Annotated in this window: 14 protein-coding genes; 8 read left to right on the top strand and 6 right to left on the bottom strand. The window is 51.5% G+C overall.

All coding sequences use genetic code 11. The features are described 5' to 3' along the window. Positions 1 to 291: 291 nt before the first annotated feature. Both SEML1_RS01520 and SEML1_RS01515 read right to left on the bottom strand, forming a co-directional pair. Positions 292 to 1,293 carry a hypothetical protein gene (locus SEML1_RS01520; RefSeq protein WP_376754299.1) on the bottom strand — a complete coding sequence of 334 codons (1,002 nt, stop codon included), beginning with the start codon at positions 1,291 to 1,293 and terminating at the stop codon, positions 292 to 294. After that, on the bottom strand, positions 1,286 to 1,792 hold the full coding sequence (locus SEML1_RS01515) for a hypothetical protein (RefSeq protein WP_376754298.1): 507 nt from the start codon (positions 1,790 to 1,792) through the stop codon (positions 1,286 to 1,288). Before SEML1_RS01515 ends, SEML1_RS01520 begins: the two co-directional genes overlap by 8 nt. Before the next feature lie 88 nt (positions 1,793 to 1,880). Here SEML1_RS01515 and pth point away from each other — a divergent pair, with 88 nt between their 5' ends. Then, positions 1,881 to 2,444: an aminoacyl-tRNA hydrolase gene (gene pth, locus SEML1_RS01510; protein WP_376754297.1), complete on the top strand. Its 564-nt coding sequence runs from the start codon at positions 1,881 to 1,883 to the stop codon at positions 2,442 to 2,444. Positions 2,445 to 2,467: 23 nt separating this feature from the next. On the opposite strand, the gene SEML1_RS01505 is transcribed toward pth, so the two are convergent. The 4 genes from SEML1_RS01505 to SEML1_RS01490 form a co-directional block, all read right to left on the bottom strand. Next, on the bottom strand, positions 2,468 to 3,439 hold the full coding sequence (locus tag SEML1_RS01505; protein WP_376754296.1) for a GTP-binding protein: 972 nt from the start codon (positions 3,437 to 3,439) through the stop codon (positions 2,468 to 2,470). A gap of 70 nt (positions 3,440 to 3,509) precedes the next feature. Further along, positions 3,510 to 4,817, bottom strand: coding sequence for a hypothetical protein (locus SEML1_RS01500; RefSeq protein ID WP_376754295.1), 1,308 nt, complete (start codon positions 4,815 to 4,817; stop codon positions 3,510 to 3,512). Beyond that, the gene (locus SEML1_RS01495; protein ID WP_376754294.1) at positions 4,808 to 5,848 is read right to left on the bottom strand and encodes an ornithine cyclodeaminase family protein; all 1,041 of its coding nucleotides are present in this window, start codon (positions 5,846 to 5,848) and stop codon (positions 4,808 to 4,810) included. The genes SEML1_RS01500 and SEML1_RS01495 overlap by 10 nt, the downstream gene beginning before the upstream one ends. Next, positions 5,845 to 6,771, bottom strand: coding sequence for an ATP-binding protein (locus SEML1_RS01490; protein ID WP_376754293.1), 927 nt, complete (start codon positions 6,769 to 6,771; stop codon positions 5,845 to 5,847). Before SEML1_RS01490 ends, SEML1_RS01495 begins: the two co-directional genes overlap by 4 nt. Before the next feature lie 418 nt (positions 6,772 to 7,189). Here SEML1_RS01490 and dprA point away from each other — a divergent pair, with 418 nt between their 5' ends. The 7 genes from dprA to SEML1_RS01455 all read left to right on the top strand — a co-directional run bounded on the left by dprA (position 7,190) and on the right by SEML1_RS01455 (position 17,239). Next, positions 7,190 to 8,059 carry a DNA-processing protein DprA gene (dprA, locus tag SEML1_RS01485; RefSeq protein ID WP_376754292.1) on the top strand — a complete coding sequence of 290 codons (870 nt, stop codon included), beginning with the start codon at positions 7,190 to 7,192 and terminating at the stop codon, positions 8,057 to 8,059. 49 nt (positions 8,060 to 8,108) lie between these two features. Then, positions 8,109 to 8,696, top strand: a complete 588-nt coding sequence (locus SEML1_RS01480; RefSeq protein WP_376754291.1) for a CDP-alcohol phosphatidyltransferase family protein — start codon at positions 8,109 to 8,111, stop codon at positions 8,694 to 8,696. A gap of 51 nt (positions 8,697 to 8,747) precedes the next feature. Further along, complete coding sequence (gene topA, locus SEML1_RS01475; protein WP_376754290.1) at positions 8,748 to 11,132, top strand: type I DNA topoisomerase; 2,385 nt, start codon at positions 8,748 to 8,750, stop codon at positions 11,130 to 11,132. 138 nt (positions 11,133 to 11,270) lie between these two features. Further along, positions 11,271 to 12,368 carry an alpha/beta hydrolase gene (locus tag SEML1_RS01470; protein WP_376754289.1) on the top strand — a complete coding sequence of 366 codons (1,098 nt, stop codon included), beginning with the start codon at positions 11,271 to 11,273 and terminating at the stop codon, positions 12,366 to 12,368. A gap of 315 nt (positions 12,369 to 12,683) precedes the next feature. Next, positions 12,684 to 13,733, top strand: a complete 1,050-nt coding sequence (locus tag SEML1_RS01465) for a sigma factor-like helix-turn-helix DNA-binding protein (RefSeq protein ID WP_376754288.1) — start codon at positions 12,684 to 12,686, stop codon at positions 13,731 to 13,733. Positions 13,734 to 13,888: 155 nt separating this feature from the next. Further along, entirely contained in the window at positions 13,889 to 16,654 is a 2,766-nt protein-coding gene (locus SEML1_RS01460) for a type IV secretory system conjugative DNA transfer family protein (protein ID WP_376754287.1), read from the top strand. Between the two features lie 141 nt (positions 16,655 to 16,795). Next, entirely contained in the window at positions 16,796 to 17,239 is a 444-nt protein-coding gene (locus tag SEML1_RS01455; protein ID WP_376754286.1) for a GNAT family N-acetyltransferase, read from the top strand. The last annotated feature ends 48 nt before the right edge of the window (positions 17,240 to 17,287 follow it).

Here is a 17,287-nt window from a genome sequence, read left to right as displayed (position 1 = left end):
GTTTGTCCGCACTTCGGGCGATTAAGCCCTGATGTTTCGCGCGATGCCCTAACTTTTAGGTTTAATCGCGCAAAAGCATAATAAAATGCGTTGCCGACCGAAGTGCGACTGCGTTTTAATGATTTAGAACACTCGTATTGTAACACGGTTTCTAACGCAATACCACACCACAAAAAACTCTTTCATAGAGTAGAGAATATCGTCGCTATCACTATTTGCTCATTACCAAAAGATAGATACCATAAGACATGAGCCCAATCTTATTACACCTGTACTCAGCTTATCCGTAACTTAATCGCGCGACAATCGCAACTCTAGCTCTTTGCGCTCGCGCGTCAGCGTGCGGTAGCGCTTCAGGGCGCGCATCAAATCATTGCACTGCTGCATATCAAAGTCAAATACTTTCAGAAGCGCGTCGTCAATCTCTTTCGCCGCTTTCTGCACATCTTTTAGCCCCGCCAATCCTGGCACAGAATCAAGATAGGCGCTGCGGATGCTGGCCGTTTTCTTCTCATACAATTCTAGTTTCTTTGTCGGGCTCTTACGCGCCGCTGCGCTCATCTTTTCAAGCGCTTTTTCGTATTCATGCCGCGCCGCCAGCACTTCAATCAAATCAATCCCGAGGCTAAACAGGCGCGCCACCAAGCCGTTATGCAGCTGCTCGGTTGCAAACAATTCAGTATCAATGCTCGCGAGCCGCCGCCGCGCCGCGCGCACCAATTTACGCGTTTGCCGGCGCGCACGCACGCGCTGAATCATACGGACAAGCAAATTCGCGTGTCGATCTACCACGACAACATTCCGCTGCCGCGCCACCGTGCGGTACAAATGATAATTTACAAACCTCTCAACATCATGCGCCACCGCCTGATCGCCCATATCAACCAACGCTTGCGCTGTGCGGCGCGCTCGCTTGCGGCGGATATTATATACCGTGTCAACCAGCGCTTGGCGCTCGCACACCGTACGGATTTCGATCAGCGCCTGCGTAAGCTGCTTTACGCTTGCGTCATCCGGCAAAAGCAACACGCGCGCCAACATCTTATCAAGCTTGCCCGCCTGGACTGCTGACATTATGCGCTGCATGCGCGCCATATATCGATCGCGCCACGCCATGTAAAAATCAAACGCTGTTACTTCGGGCGTCTTAAGCCGCTTAGCAATTCGACGCTGCTGCCGCGTATAATTCGCATACGCGCGTCGCGCCTCATCCCGAAACAAAAGCGGACGCGTTTCGGCGCGCTTATCGAGCTCGCGCAGTTGTACTGCGTGCACGTCGCAAAACTCAGGCATACGCGACCCGCACCTTTCGGAATGAGCATTCCATCACATCCTGCCATGATTTACCAGCCGCATTGTAACGACGAACGGCACCGTCAATTGCAACCACGCGGACGAGCGCCGGGCTGTATGCCGTTTGGCGGCTATAGTACCGCAGATCTTCAACCGTCCAACATCGCCTAGCCGGATAACGCCGCTTGATCAGCGCTGCCGCCTGGCGGTAAAAATACGTCGGATCAGCATACGGCGGCATATATTTATCAACTGTCAAGCCCATACCTTTCAGAATACGTTGCACGTCAGCCATCGTTTGCATCGCGCTCGGCTGCGCCACAAGCAACGCATACACCTCTTTACCGCTGCGAAAAAGCGTCGCATACGAGCCAGTGCCCGTCTCGACATCGTCGCACAAAAACTCATCAACCGGCAAATCAACATGAAACATTTCGGTCGTAATCTCTTTGCATTCTTGGCGGCGAAACTGGTCGTACTCATCTTCGTGCTGCATCATGCTTACACTATACTATTTTAGTGACTAAAAGTCAATATTATAGCCATATACCTTACGCTAATTACGCAATTCTGCTATAGTAGGGCTTATGAAGCTAATTGTCGGCTTAGGTAACCCCGGATCGCGCTATAACAATACGCGTCATAATGTTGGGTTTGCGATGCTTGATCGGTACACGGCAGCACAAGAAATTACATGGCGCGAACAAGCAAAATTTCACGCCGTCGCCGCTCGTACAGCAATTGCCGGTGAAACAATCATATTTGCCAAACCGACGACATACTACAATGACTGCGGTATCACCGCACGCGCACTAATAGATTTCTACAAGCTGTCGCGCGACGATTTGCTGGTTATTCACGATGACATCGTGCTTGATTTTGGCAAGGTGCGCATTCGGCGGGGCGGGCAAGACGCTGGCAATAACGGATTAAAGTCGCTCTATCGGCATATCGGGCAAACGTTTTGGCACGTTCGTATCGGCGCCGACAATCTGCGCCGGCGGCAAATCGGCGACGTCGATTTTGTTTTGAGTGAATTTAACCGCGACGAAGCGCAGATACTAGCAGAGTGGACCGCGCCAACTGTCGCTCGTATCATTGATCAGTTTATCGCAGGCGCAATCAGCGCAACAAGCTACCGGCTACCGTAAACAATACAAGAAGAAATCTACCATTACTCGCCAAACATCATCAACTGCGACGCAAACACGTCGTGTGTCATCTCTTCGGCGCGATCGCCGATGAGTACGATTTTTAACGGTTCATCAGCGTGCGCCGTGCGCAGCTCTACATGGGTTGGCGTCGCCTCAATATGCCGATGTGCACCGCGGTGGTCGGCAAACGCGCCTTTAAGCCGGCGCAGTCCATACGCTTGAACCAGCTCAGGCCACAACGTTTCGTATGTCTTACCGTCCGCTCGTAGGCATGATGTATCAATAACGCTATAGGTTGGGTTGTCTGGGATTGCCAGCTCGCCGTCATACTCATCAAAAAACGTCAGTAGCCCAGACGGCGTCGATAAACCTTTCGCGTCAAATCGTCCGTGCGGTGCACTGAGAACGCGCGCGTAGGGCAGGGTGGCACGCTCTTTGCGATAATCTTGTACCTCCGCTTCTGTCAGTAAATCTTCCTTCGTCACTAGTACGGTGTCGGCAGCCTGCATCTCAAGCGCCTGCGCCGCGCTAATACCACGCAAGATCTCATGCGCGTCAATAATATAAAAACTATGCGCCAACTCATACCGCTTAAACACACCAGCGCTCACCAATCGCTCAACTAGATTCATCGTCCGCGCTACACCTGTCGCCTCAATAAAGACCGGAGCAGGTGAGGAGCGGCTAAAATCATACAGCATCCGCGTAAGCGCATGCGCCGACGAACAACAGACGCAGTCGCCCGCCAGTGTTGTGACAACATCTGCTAAGCCTTCCAGCCGATAGCCATCGACGTTTTCGTTCGCAAACTCATTTTCAATTACGCGCGAACCTGCAAACTCATCCAATCGTAGCAAAAACTCTAAGACGCTCGTCTTGCCCGCGCCCAGCGAACCATTGACTAAATAGAGAGGCAGTGTATCATTAACCGCGCACTCATCGTCGAACGCCGCATTGATACTAAATTCCAAGTCGTTGTCGCGTCTTGCCATACGTTTATTATACGCTCTAAAAAAAGGATTTCTTTCCGTTTAAGATTATCCACGTCCACGCGGGCCACGCCTACATCGCAAATCCAATTGATGCACCGTTCACGATGTTCATTGTGCCGCTATTCGTCGTCGGCTGCGCCCGCACGAGCAACGCGCCCGTTTCACCGCACACCATATACGGGTTAATGTCAACGATCATTTCGGTATCAATAATTGCGCCCGCGTCGTCAATGACTGGCAGCTTCATACTCATCGGCTGCACCAATTTCTGCACGATCCAATCCGAACCGCAGCTACCCCTCAACCGGCGCCGCCATTCAGCGTCAGTAATGTCAGCGCCAAACACAATACCTTTGCCGAATCCGTCGTCGCAGCGCTTCAAAATATACTGGTTTTTGTCGCACGCTGGCGATATATTACTAAGCAAACACGAAAACGGTACACATACTCGTAACTTCATAGTATTCACACCTAGGCGACGAAAGTCATCGATTAGTGAATCATCCCAAATCATCGCCAAAAATTCCTTTGAACGCAGCAGCCACGTCTGTAAATCATTCACCATCGGCACATTCGTAGAACGACGCAACGCCGCATAGTCAATGATATCTGGTGTGTCATAGTTATCAAGATACACTGTATTACGCCACAGCATATCAATGTGATGACCGTGCACTGTCCAGTTGCCATTGCCATAGCGAAACTCAGTCGGCTCCGCAACGATACACGTGAGCGTACGGCCCATCGCACGTGCCGCCGCCTCAATCCCGCACGCAGCTGCCGGCAAATCAACGAACTTTGCCGGATAACCATGCTCCACACTGACAGCAATTGTCGGGTTTGGCACAGGCGACGCATTAAGTAACCACACTGCCAACTGCCGGTATAACGACGTCTGGTTCGCCTCCGCATCGCTGCCTGTCAAGTGATTGTAATACGCCCGCGCCCGTTCGTAAAAACTAATTGCCAACGGTGCCGATTGATTAATTTCGATAAATTGCACCGTGCCGTCCGTTCCGATAAACCCATCAAGCCGGCGAAATCGCTGCTGCGCCTCGACCCGCGAAATAGGGCGCACATTTTGGCTGATCAGCTGCCGTCCGCGTTCGCTTAGCGATTCATACAACCGATCGTACAGCACCATACCGCGGTGAAAATCAGGAGAAAACTCAAGCGCAACCGCTGCGTCGACTAACGCCGACGCATTCTCGCACAGCGTCCGTTTTACATCAGGTTTCAAAAAAATTGGCGAGGCCAACAGCGGCGCTTCAACTCCATTCATCACGATCGGCTGGATAGCATGCCGCGCATCCAATCGCTCCGACAATGTCAGCTGCTCTAAACGCTCACGCCAGGCGCGTTGTCTGGCTAGATCCACGATTCGCCGCTCCAAAGTGTTAACTTCGTACCAGCGCCGCGTTTCAATGCTCGCTGGTATATCGCTCGACCAAGCGCAATATCCTCCGCACCTAAACCCGTCGGTCCGAAAAATATTTTCTGTTCGTCATTCACGCGTCCGCACTGTTCACCGCGTAAAATCGCGCCGAGGTTCACGACATCTTCATCAGCAATCAGCCCGCGTGCATACGCAACTGCATGCGTTTGTACGCCGCGATGTTTCGTATGCTCCCAAAAATCCGACACGATTATATCCATATGTACTAACAGCTCCGGATCATTCTCTAAACAACCGATATTGAACACTGTCACACCTGGTCGTAGTACGTCGCGTATTTGCACAACTGGCTCGCTCGTATTTGCCACACAAGTGACAATAAGATCAGCAGTTTGCGCCGCACCGCGCGCCGATTCAACCGGCATAAACTCAATCTGTGGAAATTTGCGCTGTAATTTCGCCACTAAGCGCTGTTTGCTTTCACCACGGCTATATATCTTAACACGCATTACCTGCGGCAGTACGCTCAGTACACCGAGCAACTGCGTATACATGTTAACACCCGCACCGATACAACCGATCTCTGCTGTATTTTGCCGGCACAGTTTTCGCGCCGCCAGTGCGCTCACCGCACCCGTCCGCATCGCGCTCAAAACTTGCGCGTCCATAATCGCAATGGGCATTTTGTGCGCCTCGTCAAACAGTACTGTCACGCCCGTAGCACGTGGCACGCCCTGCGACACGTTCGCCGGCATCGCACCAAGTAATTTCGCGCCATACGTCGCATCATCGCCAACGCGAATCGCCGCTGGCAGCACATTTACCACACCGCCTACTGACTCATTCGCCGCGCAGTCGGTAAACTTCAACGATGTTTTCACCGGCTGCAATACATCGCCCTGCACCCATGCCGCAAACATCGCTTCAATCACGTTAGTCGCAAACGCCATATCGCGTCCACCAAGTGCTATCACGTCGTCACGCGTCAGAAATAATATTTCACCTGGTTTCATCGTTCATACTCCGGATTAATTAATGTCATAAGGTCAATCGGGAATTTCTGTTTCGGCCATTTCTTCGCCGCCCGCCGATGCGCCGCCAGCGTCGATTGAAACATTCTCTGTTCATCGCGCTTCACACTTTGTATATACGTAACGATTTCGGCGAGCACCTGGCGTGTTGGCGACTCAATGTCTGCTGCTCCTACCGCCTCGCCGCGTTCCAGCCGCCGGACAAAGTTCGACATGCCGATTGCAAATTTCACCGGCTGTCCAATTCGCGTTTCAATAAACTGAACGTCGCTTTCGTCGATAATTTTATTCGCAATCGGACACAGCGCAACATCGTCCGCTACCGCCAAGTCCGTCAGCTGATTATAAATGTTCGTACTTTTCATCGTCGGCTCAACCGCTACGAACACTATATCAAATAATCCGAGCATACCGACGCCAAATACGTCCGCACCCGCCGTCAAATCGGCGATAATCAGTTGATCTTCGCCATCATTCACATGTGCTAGCACCAATTGTAACGTCCCGAGCGCACCGTGATGACACGACCAACCCATCGTATCTTCAGTATAACTGCCTAGCTCGAATAGCAACATATTGTCATGGCGACGCAAATCTTTGCATGGCGCAGCTTCAAAACTCAGCGTACACCGATCTTCTAGCCGCCACGGCGGCAGCGTTCGCGGCAAGGTTTTAAGCGCTGCGACATCAGGACGATCATGACGAATTTTCGTCTCAACATACTCAAACACTTGCCGAAATTCATGCGCTTCGCCACTTGACAATCCTAGCGCCTCACGCATATGTACGTTAATATCAGCGTCAATCACGTATAATTCGCGATACATTTCGGCAGCCACGCGCGCCACGAACGATGATGTCGTCGTTTTACCGCTACCGCCTTTTCCTAAAAATGCAATTCTCATAGCCTCGTATTGTAAAACGGGGTGTATATATACTGCAAATCTGTTGCAATTTACGTTGCAATTATCAAAAAATAAACCAACAAAAAAGCGCCAGGTAAGGGTGGGCATCACCTGGCGCCATACTGCCCTTCGTCCCACCCGTCTTGGGTATACGTGATCCACCTCACACATACTGGTGATCCGCTGGACAAAGGGGTTAGTAAACGCACAAAGCTGTCTGTAGCGGCGATCATAGTGGAGGGTAGGTTACTAATGACCGCACTTTATGCGCTACCTAACTTGAGATTCGCCATGACGGCGAATTCTGTTATAGAATAGGGGGTATAAGGTGCTTGATTTTCCTCTTCTGAGTCAATCAATCATCTCCAATATTAGCACACAGTTGACAAAGTGTCAATACTTTTTACAAGAAATTTGTATGAAAATCAATAAAATTGCTCCAGATGATAATATCTATCTCCAGAGATTATGTCATATTGACGACGCGCCGCACGTGTTATATTGCATGGGAATATTACCAACAAAGCGCGTGCCGACCCTCGCAATCGTTGGTACGCGCAAGCCAACACGTTATGGCATTGAAGTAACGACGAAATTTGCCGGCGACTTAGCGCAGCAAGGAATTATTATTGTGAGCGGACTCGCACTCGGCGTCGATGCGCTCGCGCACCGCGCTTGCTTGGAGGCTGAAGGCACGACAATCGCGGTTATTGCAAATCAGCTGCCGGATATTTACCCCGCCGCCAACCGCGCGCTTGGCGAAAGAATCATCGCGCAAGGCGGCGCGATCTTGTCCGAGCACTGCATCGACGAGCCTAAACCGTACGTCGTCGGCAAATGGAGCTTTCTCACGCGCAACCGTCTAGTCAGCGGGCTCGCCGACGCAATCCTCATCACCGAAGCGGCCGCCCGCAGCGGCACGCTCAACACCGCCGCACATGCACTCGCGCAAGGTAGGGAGGTTTTCGTTGCCCCTGGCAACATCACCAGCCCGATGAGCGCCGGCTGCAATGCGTTGATTCGCCAGGGCGCCACGCCCGTCACTAGTCCCGACGATATTATCGCCGTTTTGCTGCCGCACGAAAAAGCCCGGCAGTCCACGCTGGCGCGCGGCGATACGCCCGCCGAAACCGCCATCATCAAACAACTCGCCGCCGGCATACGCGACGGCGACGAAATCCAGCGCGCGACCAGCTTAAACGCTGTCGAATTCAGCACCACGCTCACGCTCCTTGAAATCAACGGCGTCATCCGCTCGCTCGGCGCAAATCAGTGGACGCTGCGCTAGATATCGCTCACGCTTGCAAAACTGCCTCTGTTTGCGTTACAGTTTTGCAATGAAACACGACCGCCCACCAGAAGACAAACCGCTCGTCGCTACACGCGACATTTTTACGATACCGAACGCAATAAGCCTATGCGGCGCAGCGCTCGCCTGGAAAGGCGCCGAAACCGCGGAAACACCCAAAGGAACTGCTATGCTTATCGCCGGGCGGGGGCTTGACGCGCTTGACGGCAAGGTGGCGCGCGCCACCGGACAAACGAGCAATTTCGGCGCATTGACAGACGCCAGTCTTGATAAGATCGCAACCGCAAAAATTATATACGAATTCACGAAGAAAGGTATCATGCCAAAGGAAATCGCAGCCGCGCTCGCCAGCTTACAAGCCGCCAATGCGCTTGCAACCACCATGACCATGCTGAAATATCCCGGCAAATCAATCCGCCCGACAACATCAGGCAAACTCGCGATGGCTGGAGAGATGACATCAATATTCGCTTACGGTATCGGCGCCGCAGCAGAACGAAGCGGCCACGAAACGATCGCGACAGTTTCTCGGGCTGTTGGCGGGCTCGCTTTCGCTGCATCGCTGCCATGTGCGCTTCATTCCTCATACGCGTACGTGCGGCAAGCTACCCAATAGCCGCCTCAAGCAATTTGGCATTTTTCGCAATGCACTATATTATAGACAAATATGAAGAACCTCGTTATCGTCGAGTCGCCGGCAAAAGCAAAAACCATTGAAAAATATCTTGGACATGATTTCCATGTTTTGTCAAGCGTAGGACACATCCGTTCTATTGCAAAAAAAACCAAAGACGGCACACCGCCGATTGACGTCGCGCACGATTTCAAAACTATATACGAAATTGACCCCGAAAAGAAAAAAATTATCACCGAGCTAAAAAAAGCCGTCAAGGCAGTCGGCGCAGCAAACGTCTGGCTCGCTACCGATGAAGACCGCGAAGGGGAGGCAATCGCTTGGCATTTATGCGAAGTTTTGAATCTTGACCCTGCCACCACTAAGCGCATTACCTTTCACGAAATCACCAAACCGGCAATTGAGGCAGCGATCCAACACCCGCGCACTGTTGACATGAAGCTCGTTGAAGCGCAGCAGGCGAGACAGATTTTAGACCGCCTCGTTGGCTTTGAACTAAGCCCTGTCGTCTGGCAAAAAGTCCCAGGCGGTAAATCCGCCGGACGCGTGCAGAGTCCGGCTGTACGCCTGCTGGTTGAGCGCGAGCATGAAATTGAGCAATTCGCGGGCAGTTTTCAGTTCAAGGTCACTGCCGTATTTGTATACGACGGGCAAGAAGTCAAAGCCGAGCTTAAGCAGCGGTTCGACACCGAAGCTGATGCACACGCCTTCCTAGAGTCATTGAACAACGCAAAATACACCATTGACGATATAAAGACATCGCCGTCAACCCGCAACCCTGCCGCGCCATTCACCACCAGCACGTTGCAGCAAGAAGCCAACGCTAAGCTAGGTATGAGCAGCCGCGCCACCATGGCAAGCGCGCAAAAGTTATATCAAGAGGGACACATCACATACATGCGTACCGACAGCGTAAACCTATCAGGACAGGCAATTGCCGCTAGCGCCGATTACATCAAGCGGCTCTACGGCATTGAATACAGCCACGTCCGCACATTCAAAACGAAATCTGCCGGCGCGCAAGAAGCCCACGAAGCGATCCGCCCAACCGATGTCACGCGCGAATCGGTCAGCGGCAACGGCTACGACCAAAAGCTCTACGACCTCATCCGCCGGCGTACACTCGCCAGCCAAATGGCATCCGCCAAAATAAAGAACACAACGGCGACGATCCGGATCGAACAAGCAGACACCAAGCAAGCGATCAATAGTACTGCTAATGTAGACAACCTCGTTTTTGAAGCTAAAGGGCACACCATCGTCTTCGACGGCTTCTTGCGCGTTTACGGCGGCGGCAAAGACGATGCAATCCTACCAACATTCACCGCTGGCGATCTTGTGCGCGAATATTCCATGGAGGCGCGCCAAGTCTTTGCCCGTCCGCCTGCGCGCTATACTGAAGGTACGCTCGTTAAGAAACTTGAAGAGCTCGGTATCGGCCGCCCAAGCACCTACGCCACGATCATGAATACAATCCAAACACGCGGTTACGCTGAACGCGGCGAATCCGAAGGCGAGCCGCGCGACATTATCGTGCTGCAGCGTATTGATGGGAATGTTGAACGCAGCATCCAGACCGAAAAAACCGGCTCGACCCGAGGCAAACTCGTACCAACGCCAGCGGGCGAACTCATTAGCGGCTTTCTTACCGATCACTTTAAGCCAGTTGTTGATTACGGTTTTACTGCCAACGTCGAGAAAGATTTCGATGACATCGCGAGCGATAAATTAACGCGCAACGCCATGCTGCATAACTTTTACGAGCCGTTTCATGCCCGCATCGAGCAATCGGGCGCAATTGACCGCAGCAAGGTTGGCGATTCGCGCGACATCGGTACTGACCCAAAAACCGGCAAGCCGATCATCGCGCGCTTCGGACGCTTCGGGCCGATGCTCCAGCTCGGCAGCACCGATAGCGACGAGAAACCACACTTCGCGCCACTGCCGCGTGGTACAAAAATCAGCACCGTCACATTAGAGCAAGCACTCAAAGCGTTCGAGCTGCCGCGGCTTGTCGGCACGACCGAGGACGGGCAAGATATTAACGCCAATATCGGGCGCTTCGGACCATACATTCAAGTCGGCAAGCTATATGTCAGCCTAAAAGAAGATGACCCGCGCGAAATTACCGAAGCAAAAGCACGCGAGTTATACGCCGCAAAACTGCAAGTCGAAGCCGAAAAACATATCGCCGATTTTGGCGATGTCAAAGTACTCAACGGGCGCTTCGGACCATACGTCACCGATGGTAAAAAGAACGCAAAAATCCCGAAAGACATCGACCCGAAAACAATCACAGCCGAACAAGCACGCGAGATGATTGCCGCTGCACCCGCCAAACGTGCGCGCGGACGGCGCAGTACTGCGCAAAAAGCCGGCAAACCGCGCACTTCATCAGCAAAGGCAAAGAAAAAGTAGCTTCTTGCCGCATTACCACATTGCCATAGAACGTAAACGCGAAAAAAGCCGTCGCCCGCGCGGCGCGCTTGCGGTCGCTAAGCTACTCCAAAAAACCGCGCCTTGACGCTATTATCGTAACAGTGTATTATCATAAATATGACATTTCGTCAACGCCTCCGCGAGGTACGCCACTGGCTTCTGCTTTGTTTGTTCGCCGTCTGTATTACGTCGATTTATTCGCTATCGATCAAAAATCCAGCCGATAATTTTTACGCTATGTACCGCTTAGGCAAAATAGCACGCATCATTCACGACATACCGTATTGTAGCGGCAGCGCTGAACAAACGATTGATTTATACCTGCCGCCAGAACCGGCCGGTCCGGCTCGTACCCATACGCCATATCCACTCGCTATCTACGTTCATGGCGGCGGCTGGAGTAAAGGCGATAAACGCAACGCAATCGCCGATTTCTACGGCGCCGCTTTGGTACGCGCCGGATTCGCATTCGCGTCAATTAATTACCGCCTGGCGCCGCAGCACCGCTACCCGGTGCAGAATAACGACACTGCTTGCGCCATCAACACGCTTGCCGCGATCGCGCCCCAGTACGCCATTAACACGCACAAAGCTATTCTAATAGGCGACAGCGCCGGCGGTTTTTTAGTGAGTACCTACGCACTTTCTACCGCCAAGCCGCCCGTGACAATCCGCGGCGTCGTGAGCCTATACGGCACAACTGATTTAGTGCGCCAACTCAAATTAGGGCGCCGGCGCAATCCGAATGCCTTTAATTATCTCGGGTCAGCCGACTTTGCAACCGCTAAAAAAGCCAGCCCGCTCTACCATAAAATCGCCGGCACGCCGCCGCCGTTCTTATTTCTGCATGGTGCCAAGGACAAGGTCGTATCACCCGACCAGTCGCATTTATTGTATGAACGTATCGTCGTACGGCAACCGCTCAGCCGTTTCATTCGCATATCGCACGCTGGACACGAGTTTACTGGCGCGTCGAATTTAACGCGAGTGCAAATCCGCGAGACTATTGTGAAATTCGCCGCCGAGCATACCGGAATCAACCTGGAGGACGGCGTATTTGATGACATTGACGATATCGATACGCAAGCGCTCTTGTCCACGCCGCCAGCGATTGACATATCAACCGACATTGATACACCGCGGTACCCGCATACGCCCGCAAGCACTGTACCCATCTTTAATTTCGCTACACCGCTACTAGGTCCTCAGTCCTAAACCGTACTGTAATACTACCTATATTTTACTTATCATGATATTTATGATGTGGATTTATCGTCGTCTTGTACATGTTATCGGCAATTCAACAGAGGTAATTTGACAGGATATAAAAATATTTCCAGCCTTATCATTCTTTTTCAGTAAAAAAAGTGCCAAAAAAACATTTACCATAAGCGTCGATATTGTGATACAATATTTATAGAACCGTGAGGGTTTGACATCTATAACACTATATATTATAATTAACATTAAATCATTTATATTAACCTAACACGTAAAAGCCTCGGGTGAGGCGGAGGCTGGAGATACTATATGACCGAAGTTACTGGCACCGACACCGCATCGACAATCAAAACCGCCATTCAAGACATTTTGAAAACGATCGATCAAGAACGCGAGCGCGAGATTATTACGCGCCGTTTTGGTTTGTTTGACCGCAAAGAAACGCTTGAACAAATCGGCGAGCTTCTCGGTATCACTCGCGAGCGCGTACGCCAGCTTGAGAAGGCGATCCTCATTCGTCTAAAAATTGCAGCAGAGGAGGGCGACATTCCAGCCATCCGCACCGTCGAGCGCCTTATCGTCCGCGATTTGTCGGAAAATGGCCGTATCGGGCGCGTCAACGATATCGCTGAACGCTTATCGCCCGGAAAGGCAGCAGCTATCCGCACGCACATCGCCTTTATCGCCGAACTCTCGCCGCGCCTCACAACTATCAACGAAACCGACAATTACCACCAGGGTATCAGTATCGCTGAAAACGGCGACGAGAAGAAAATCCGCAGCAATATTGATACCATTGTTAAAACGATCAAAAAGCACGGTGAACCTATTGATATAGAAACGCTCCACGGCATGCTCACCTACGAAAGCCCGGCGCAAGTCCGCGCTCTCGCAAGCCTGTCGAAACAGCTCGCCAGCCTAAAAGACGTCTGGGGACTTACGAAATGGCCAACCGTCAATCCAAAAAATATCCGCGACAAAATCTACGTCATCCTCGTGGGTAATGGCAAACCGTTGCATTTCTCGGAAATCGCTAAAGCGATTAAAACAAGCGATTTCAAGCGCAAGAATGTTACCACGCAGGCAATCCACAACGAACTCATCAAGGACAAACGATTCGTGCTCATCGGCCGCGGCATTTACGCGCTGCAAGAATGGGGCTACTCGCGCGGCACAGTATCAGAAATCATCGCAAACGTACTCAAAGACGCCGGCGAGCCGCTGCACCGCGACGAGATTGTCAGGCGCGTACTCAAAAGCCGCCGCGTCAAAGAAACGACGATCCTCCTCAATCTGCAGAGCAAACCGGAATTCAAACGCGTCGCCAAAGCGACATACGCGCTCGTTGATGCCGCGTAGAAACACGCAAACAGGCTCGCTCTCTTAAAAAACCGAGACATAGTCATGCGGCGGACGAGATAAGCTTTTTGATTTTGCCCGAGCGGTTAAAGCAAGCGAAAAAGCGCAAGCAGTACTCACTACGCAGATATTATGGTATAATATAAAAGAATATTATGTCATTCGTTTTGTCAGTCGTCAGCTTGCTCATGCAGTGGTACGTTTGGACGCCAATCGTACTCATTTTAGGGTATATGACCTGGCGCAACTACCGCAGTATTGACGCCGTGAAGAACATTGAAAGCGTTCTGCTGATGCTTGAAATTCCAAAAACAAACGACAAGTCAGAGCTCGCCGCCGAACAAATGTTTGCGAGCTTGCACGGTATTTTGCGCGATGCGCGCGAACTCAGGGCGAATGGCGGGTACCAAGAGCACCTCAGCTTTGAAATTGCCTCGGTCGGCGGACGCATTCAATTCTACGTCTGGACGCCGAAGGCGCTGCAAAGCTTCGTTGAAGGACAAATCTATGCGCAGTATCCACAGGTACAAATTCACACCGCCGAAGAAGATTACGTCACGCACGAGCGCCACCATACCGTCGTCTATACGTCAGAGCTATCGCTAACTGATCGAGAATTCCTGCCGATTAAAACGTTCCAGAGCTTTGAAGTCGACCCGCTCGCCGGTATTACCGGCACGCTTGCCAAACTTGAAGACACCGACGAGGAAATCTGGATTCAAATGCTCGTACGTCCAGTGCGCGACGACTGGCACAAAGCAGCAGACAGCTGGATTACATCAATCAAAACGGGCGGCTTCAATCTATTCGGACAAGGCAGCGGCGGACGATGGGCTGCCAGCTTGATTGAGGCATTGTGGGCGCCGCCAGAGCAGGGAACTGGCACAGCGAAAGAATTATCCGAGCGCGATAAAACACGCATCGCCGAGGCTGAGAAAAAAGCCACAAAACTTGGTTACCAGGTAAAAATCCGCGTTGCTTATCTGGGAGAAAGCGTCAGCGACGCGCGTCTGCGTATGCAGGGGATTGTTGGCACATTTAAGCAATTTAATTCAACCAATCTCAACGGCTTCAAGATGATGACAAACGACAGTTTTGCCAAAGAAGCGCTTGCTAAATACAAAACGCGGTTGTTTGCCGACCGCGGTTATTTGATGAATATTGAGGAGGTCGCAAGCGTATTCCATTTGCCGCACACCAATGTTGAGACGCCAAACATCGTCTGGGCAAGCACCAAAACCGCCGAGCCGCCGGCAAAGCTGCCAGTTCTCACCGGCGATCCAGCGCAAGACGAAAATATTTCGGCATTCGGCATGACGAATTTTCGCGGCATCAACCACCAATTCGGCATGCTGCGCTACGACCGCTCGCGCCACGTCTACATCATCGGGCAAACGGGAGCAGGGAAGTCAGGGTTGCTTGAACTATTTGCACTTAGCGACATTTTCCACGGGCAAGGTTATGCGATTATTGACCCGCACGGCGATTTTGCAATTAACAATATGCGCTTCATCCCAGGATCGCGCCTGAAAGATATTGTCTATTTCAATCCAGCCGATACGCAATTTCCGCTCGGTTTCAACCCGCTTGAAGTGACAAATCCTGAGCAAAAAAATAATATCAGTTCAGAAGTTATTGGCGTATTGAAGCGTATGTTTGGCGAAAGTTGGGGGCCGCGCCTTGAATATATTTTGCGCTACACAATCCTCGCGCTTCTTGACCGCCCCGAAACTACGATGCTTGACATTACACGCATGCTCACCGATAAAAAATTCCGCAAAGAAACGCTTAGTTACTGCCAAGATACTGTCGTATTGCAATTTTGGAATGTTGAATTTGCCAGCTGGACGGATAAGTTCCAAGCAGAAGCAATCGCGCCGGTACTCAACAAAGTCGGCGCCTTTACGGCGAACCCGATCATTCGTAATATTATTGGTCAGCCAAAGTCAACGTTTAACATTCGCCAAATCATGGACGAGGGCAAAATCCTCATCGTTAACTTAAGTAAAGGTTTAATCGGCGAAGATAACGCCGGCATCTTAGGTTCATTCATCGTCACAAAAATTCAGCTCGCTGCTATGAGCCGCAGCGACATTCCCGATGTTAAAGATCGCCGCCCGTTCTACTTGTATGTCGACGAGTTCCAGAATTTCGCCACTGATAGCTTTGCAACGATTTTGTCCGAGGCGCGCAAATACGGGCTCAATCTCACGGTTGCGAATCAATACATCAGCCAAATGCAAGACACGGTGCGCGACGCCGTCTTCGGCAACGTTGGTACAATGATTTCATTCCGCGTCTCCGCCGACGACAGCCCGATCCTCGCTAAACAATTTGAGCCGCAGTTTGAACCAAACGATCTCCTGCAAATGCATAACCGCAATTTCATCATCAACATGGTGATCAATGGCGAAAAAGCACCAGCGTTTAGCGCGAAAACGTTAAATCTGCCAACCTACCAAGACGACAATACGGGGCGGATCATCCAGTGGACGCGCGAGCATTATTCGCGCCAACGGTCCGAAATTGAAGCCGAAATCAACGAGCGTATGCTGCCGCCTGAGAATCTCACCGTCAAGCGTCCCGGTCCAGCCTACACGCCGCCAAAAACGCCCGAACAGCGCGCCGCCGATCGCGCCGCCCGCCAGCAAGCACAAAACCAAACCCAGCCACAACCAGCAGGAGAGGTGAACGTTTCGAAAAAGGCGCTATCGCCAACCATTGAGTCTAGCGTATTACAGATTGACCATGGGCGCGCCAAACCGTCAGCAAAGGCAGCCGCAAGCACTTCGTCTACGCCGGCAAAACCCACGCCAAGCAAGAGTGAATCTGAAAGCAATGACGCCGCCGCGAAACCAAAGCGCAAACGCACTCGCAGCCGCCGGCGCAAAACTCCAACGGCAGCTACTTCCAATTCGTAATCAACTATTGCTATGCCTCTACCGTTAGAAATAGCCACCACGCCGCATGCTCATGACGCTCAAGTCGGCGAGATTATCGATCTATTATGTAAGCCCAGCATCTGCGGGCCAATTTCAGACATACTAGGCCGAGATGCTTTCATGGAAGCATCTACCGACCTAACGCAGCGTTTATACTTGGGTGAGTGCGCCACTGCACTGGCCAGATACATCGATGAAAGCAGCAATACCATCAAACCAGTTGGTACAGTTATCTATAGCCAAGACTCAGACGATCCTAGAATAGTAAATTTGGAACTAATCGCCGTACGAGAAAAATACCGCCGCCGAAAAGTTGGTACGCGATTATTACAACTAGTCGAGGCCGAAGCAGCATTACGCGGCGCAACGCAATTACAAACACTAGCGCCCCAGAGAATGCCAGGCCTACAGAACCTCTTGGCAGGAAACGGCTTCTATTTCAGCCGCATGGAAGAGAGCGAGGGCGGGGTTTTGTTTTTGCTATATAAAAAAGATTTGAAAGAAAAAGATAACAAACAAAAAACGGGCCTACCGCCCGAATCTTTACAGAAACATTTTAGCTAATGCTTTATTTTAACCTGTAGTGTTATATTGAGGTACCGAAACGGTACA

The sequence above is a fragment of the Candidatus Saccharimonadaceae bacterium ML1 genome, from assembly GCA_030253535.1.
GTDB classification, from domain to species: domain Bacteria; phylum Patescibacteriota; class Saccharimonadia; order Saccharimonadales; family Saccharimonadaceae; genus Saccharimonas; species Saccharimonas epibionticum.
This window is presented reverse-complemented; position numbering and strand designations above follow the sequence as displayed.

Excerpts from the sequence above, each read along its gene's own strand:
- SEML1_RS01520 (WP_376754299.1), bottom strand. The coding sequence starts at position 1,293 with ATGCCTGAGTTTTGCGACGTGCACGCAGTACAACTGCGCGAGCTCGAT.
- SEML1_RS01515 (WP_376754298.1), bottom strand. The coding sequence starts at position 1,792 with ATGATGCAGCACGAAGATGAGTACGACCAGTTTCGCCGCCAAGAATGC.
- pth (WP_376754297.1), top strand. The coding sequence starts at position 1,881 with ATGAAGCTAATTGTCGGCTTAGGTAACCCCGGATCGCGCTATAACAAT.
- SEML1_RS01505 (WP_376754296.1), bottom strand. The coding sequence starts at position 3,439 with ATGGCAAGACGCGACAACGACTTGGAATTTAGTATCAATGCGGCGTTC.
- SEML1_RS01495 (WP_376754294.1), bottom strand. The coding sequence starts at position 5,848 with ATGAAACCAGGTGAAATATTATTTCTGACGCGTGACGACGTGATAGCA.
- SEML1_RS01490 (WP_376754293.1), bottom strand. The coding sequence starts at position 6,771 with ATGAGAATTGCATTTTTAGGAAAAGGCGGTAGCGGTAAAACGACGACA.
- dprA (WP_376754292.1), top strand. The coding sequence starts at position 7,190 with ATGAAAATCAATAAAATTGCTCCAGATGATAATATCTATCTCCAGAGA.
- SEML1_RS01480 (WP_376754291.1), top strand. The coding sequence starts at position 8,109 with ATGAAACACGACCGCCCACCAGAAGACAAACCGCTCGTCGCTACACGC.
- topA (WP_376754290.1), top strand. The coding sequence starts at position 8,748 with ATGAAGAACCTCGTTATCGTCGAGTCGCCGGCAAAAGCAAAAACCATT.
- SEML1_RS01470 (WP_376754289.1), top strand. The coding sequence starts at position 11,271 with ATGACATTTCGTCAACGCCTCCGCGAGGTACGCCACTGGCTTCTGCTT.
- SEML1_RS01465 (WP_376754288.1), top strand. The coding sequence starts at position 12,684 with ATGACCGAAGTTACTGGCACCGACACCGCATCGACAATCAAAACCGCC.
- SEML1_RS01460 (WP_376754287.1), top strand. The coding sequence starts at position 13,889 with ATGTCATTCGTTTTGTCAGTCGTCAGCTTGCTCATGCAGTGGTACGTT.
- SEML1_RS01455 (WP_376754286.1), top strand. The coding sequence starts at position 16,796 with ATGGAAGCATCTACCGACCTAACGCAGCGTTTATACTTGGGTGAGTGC.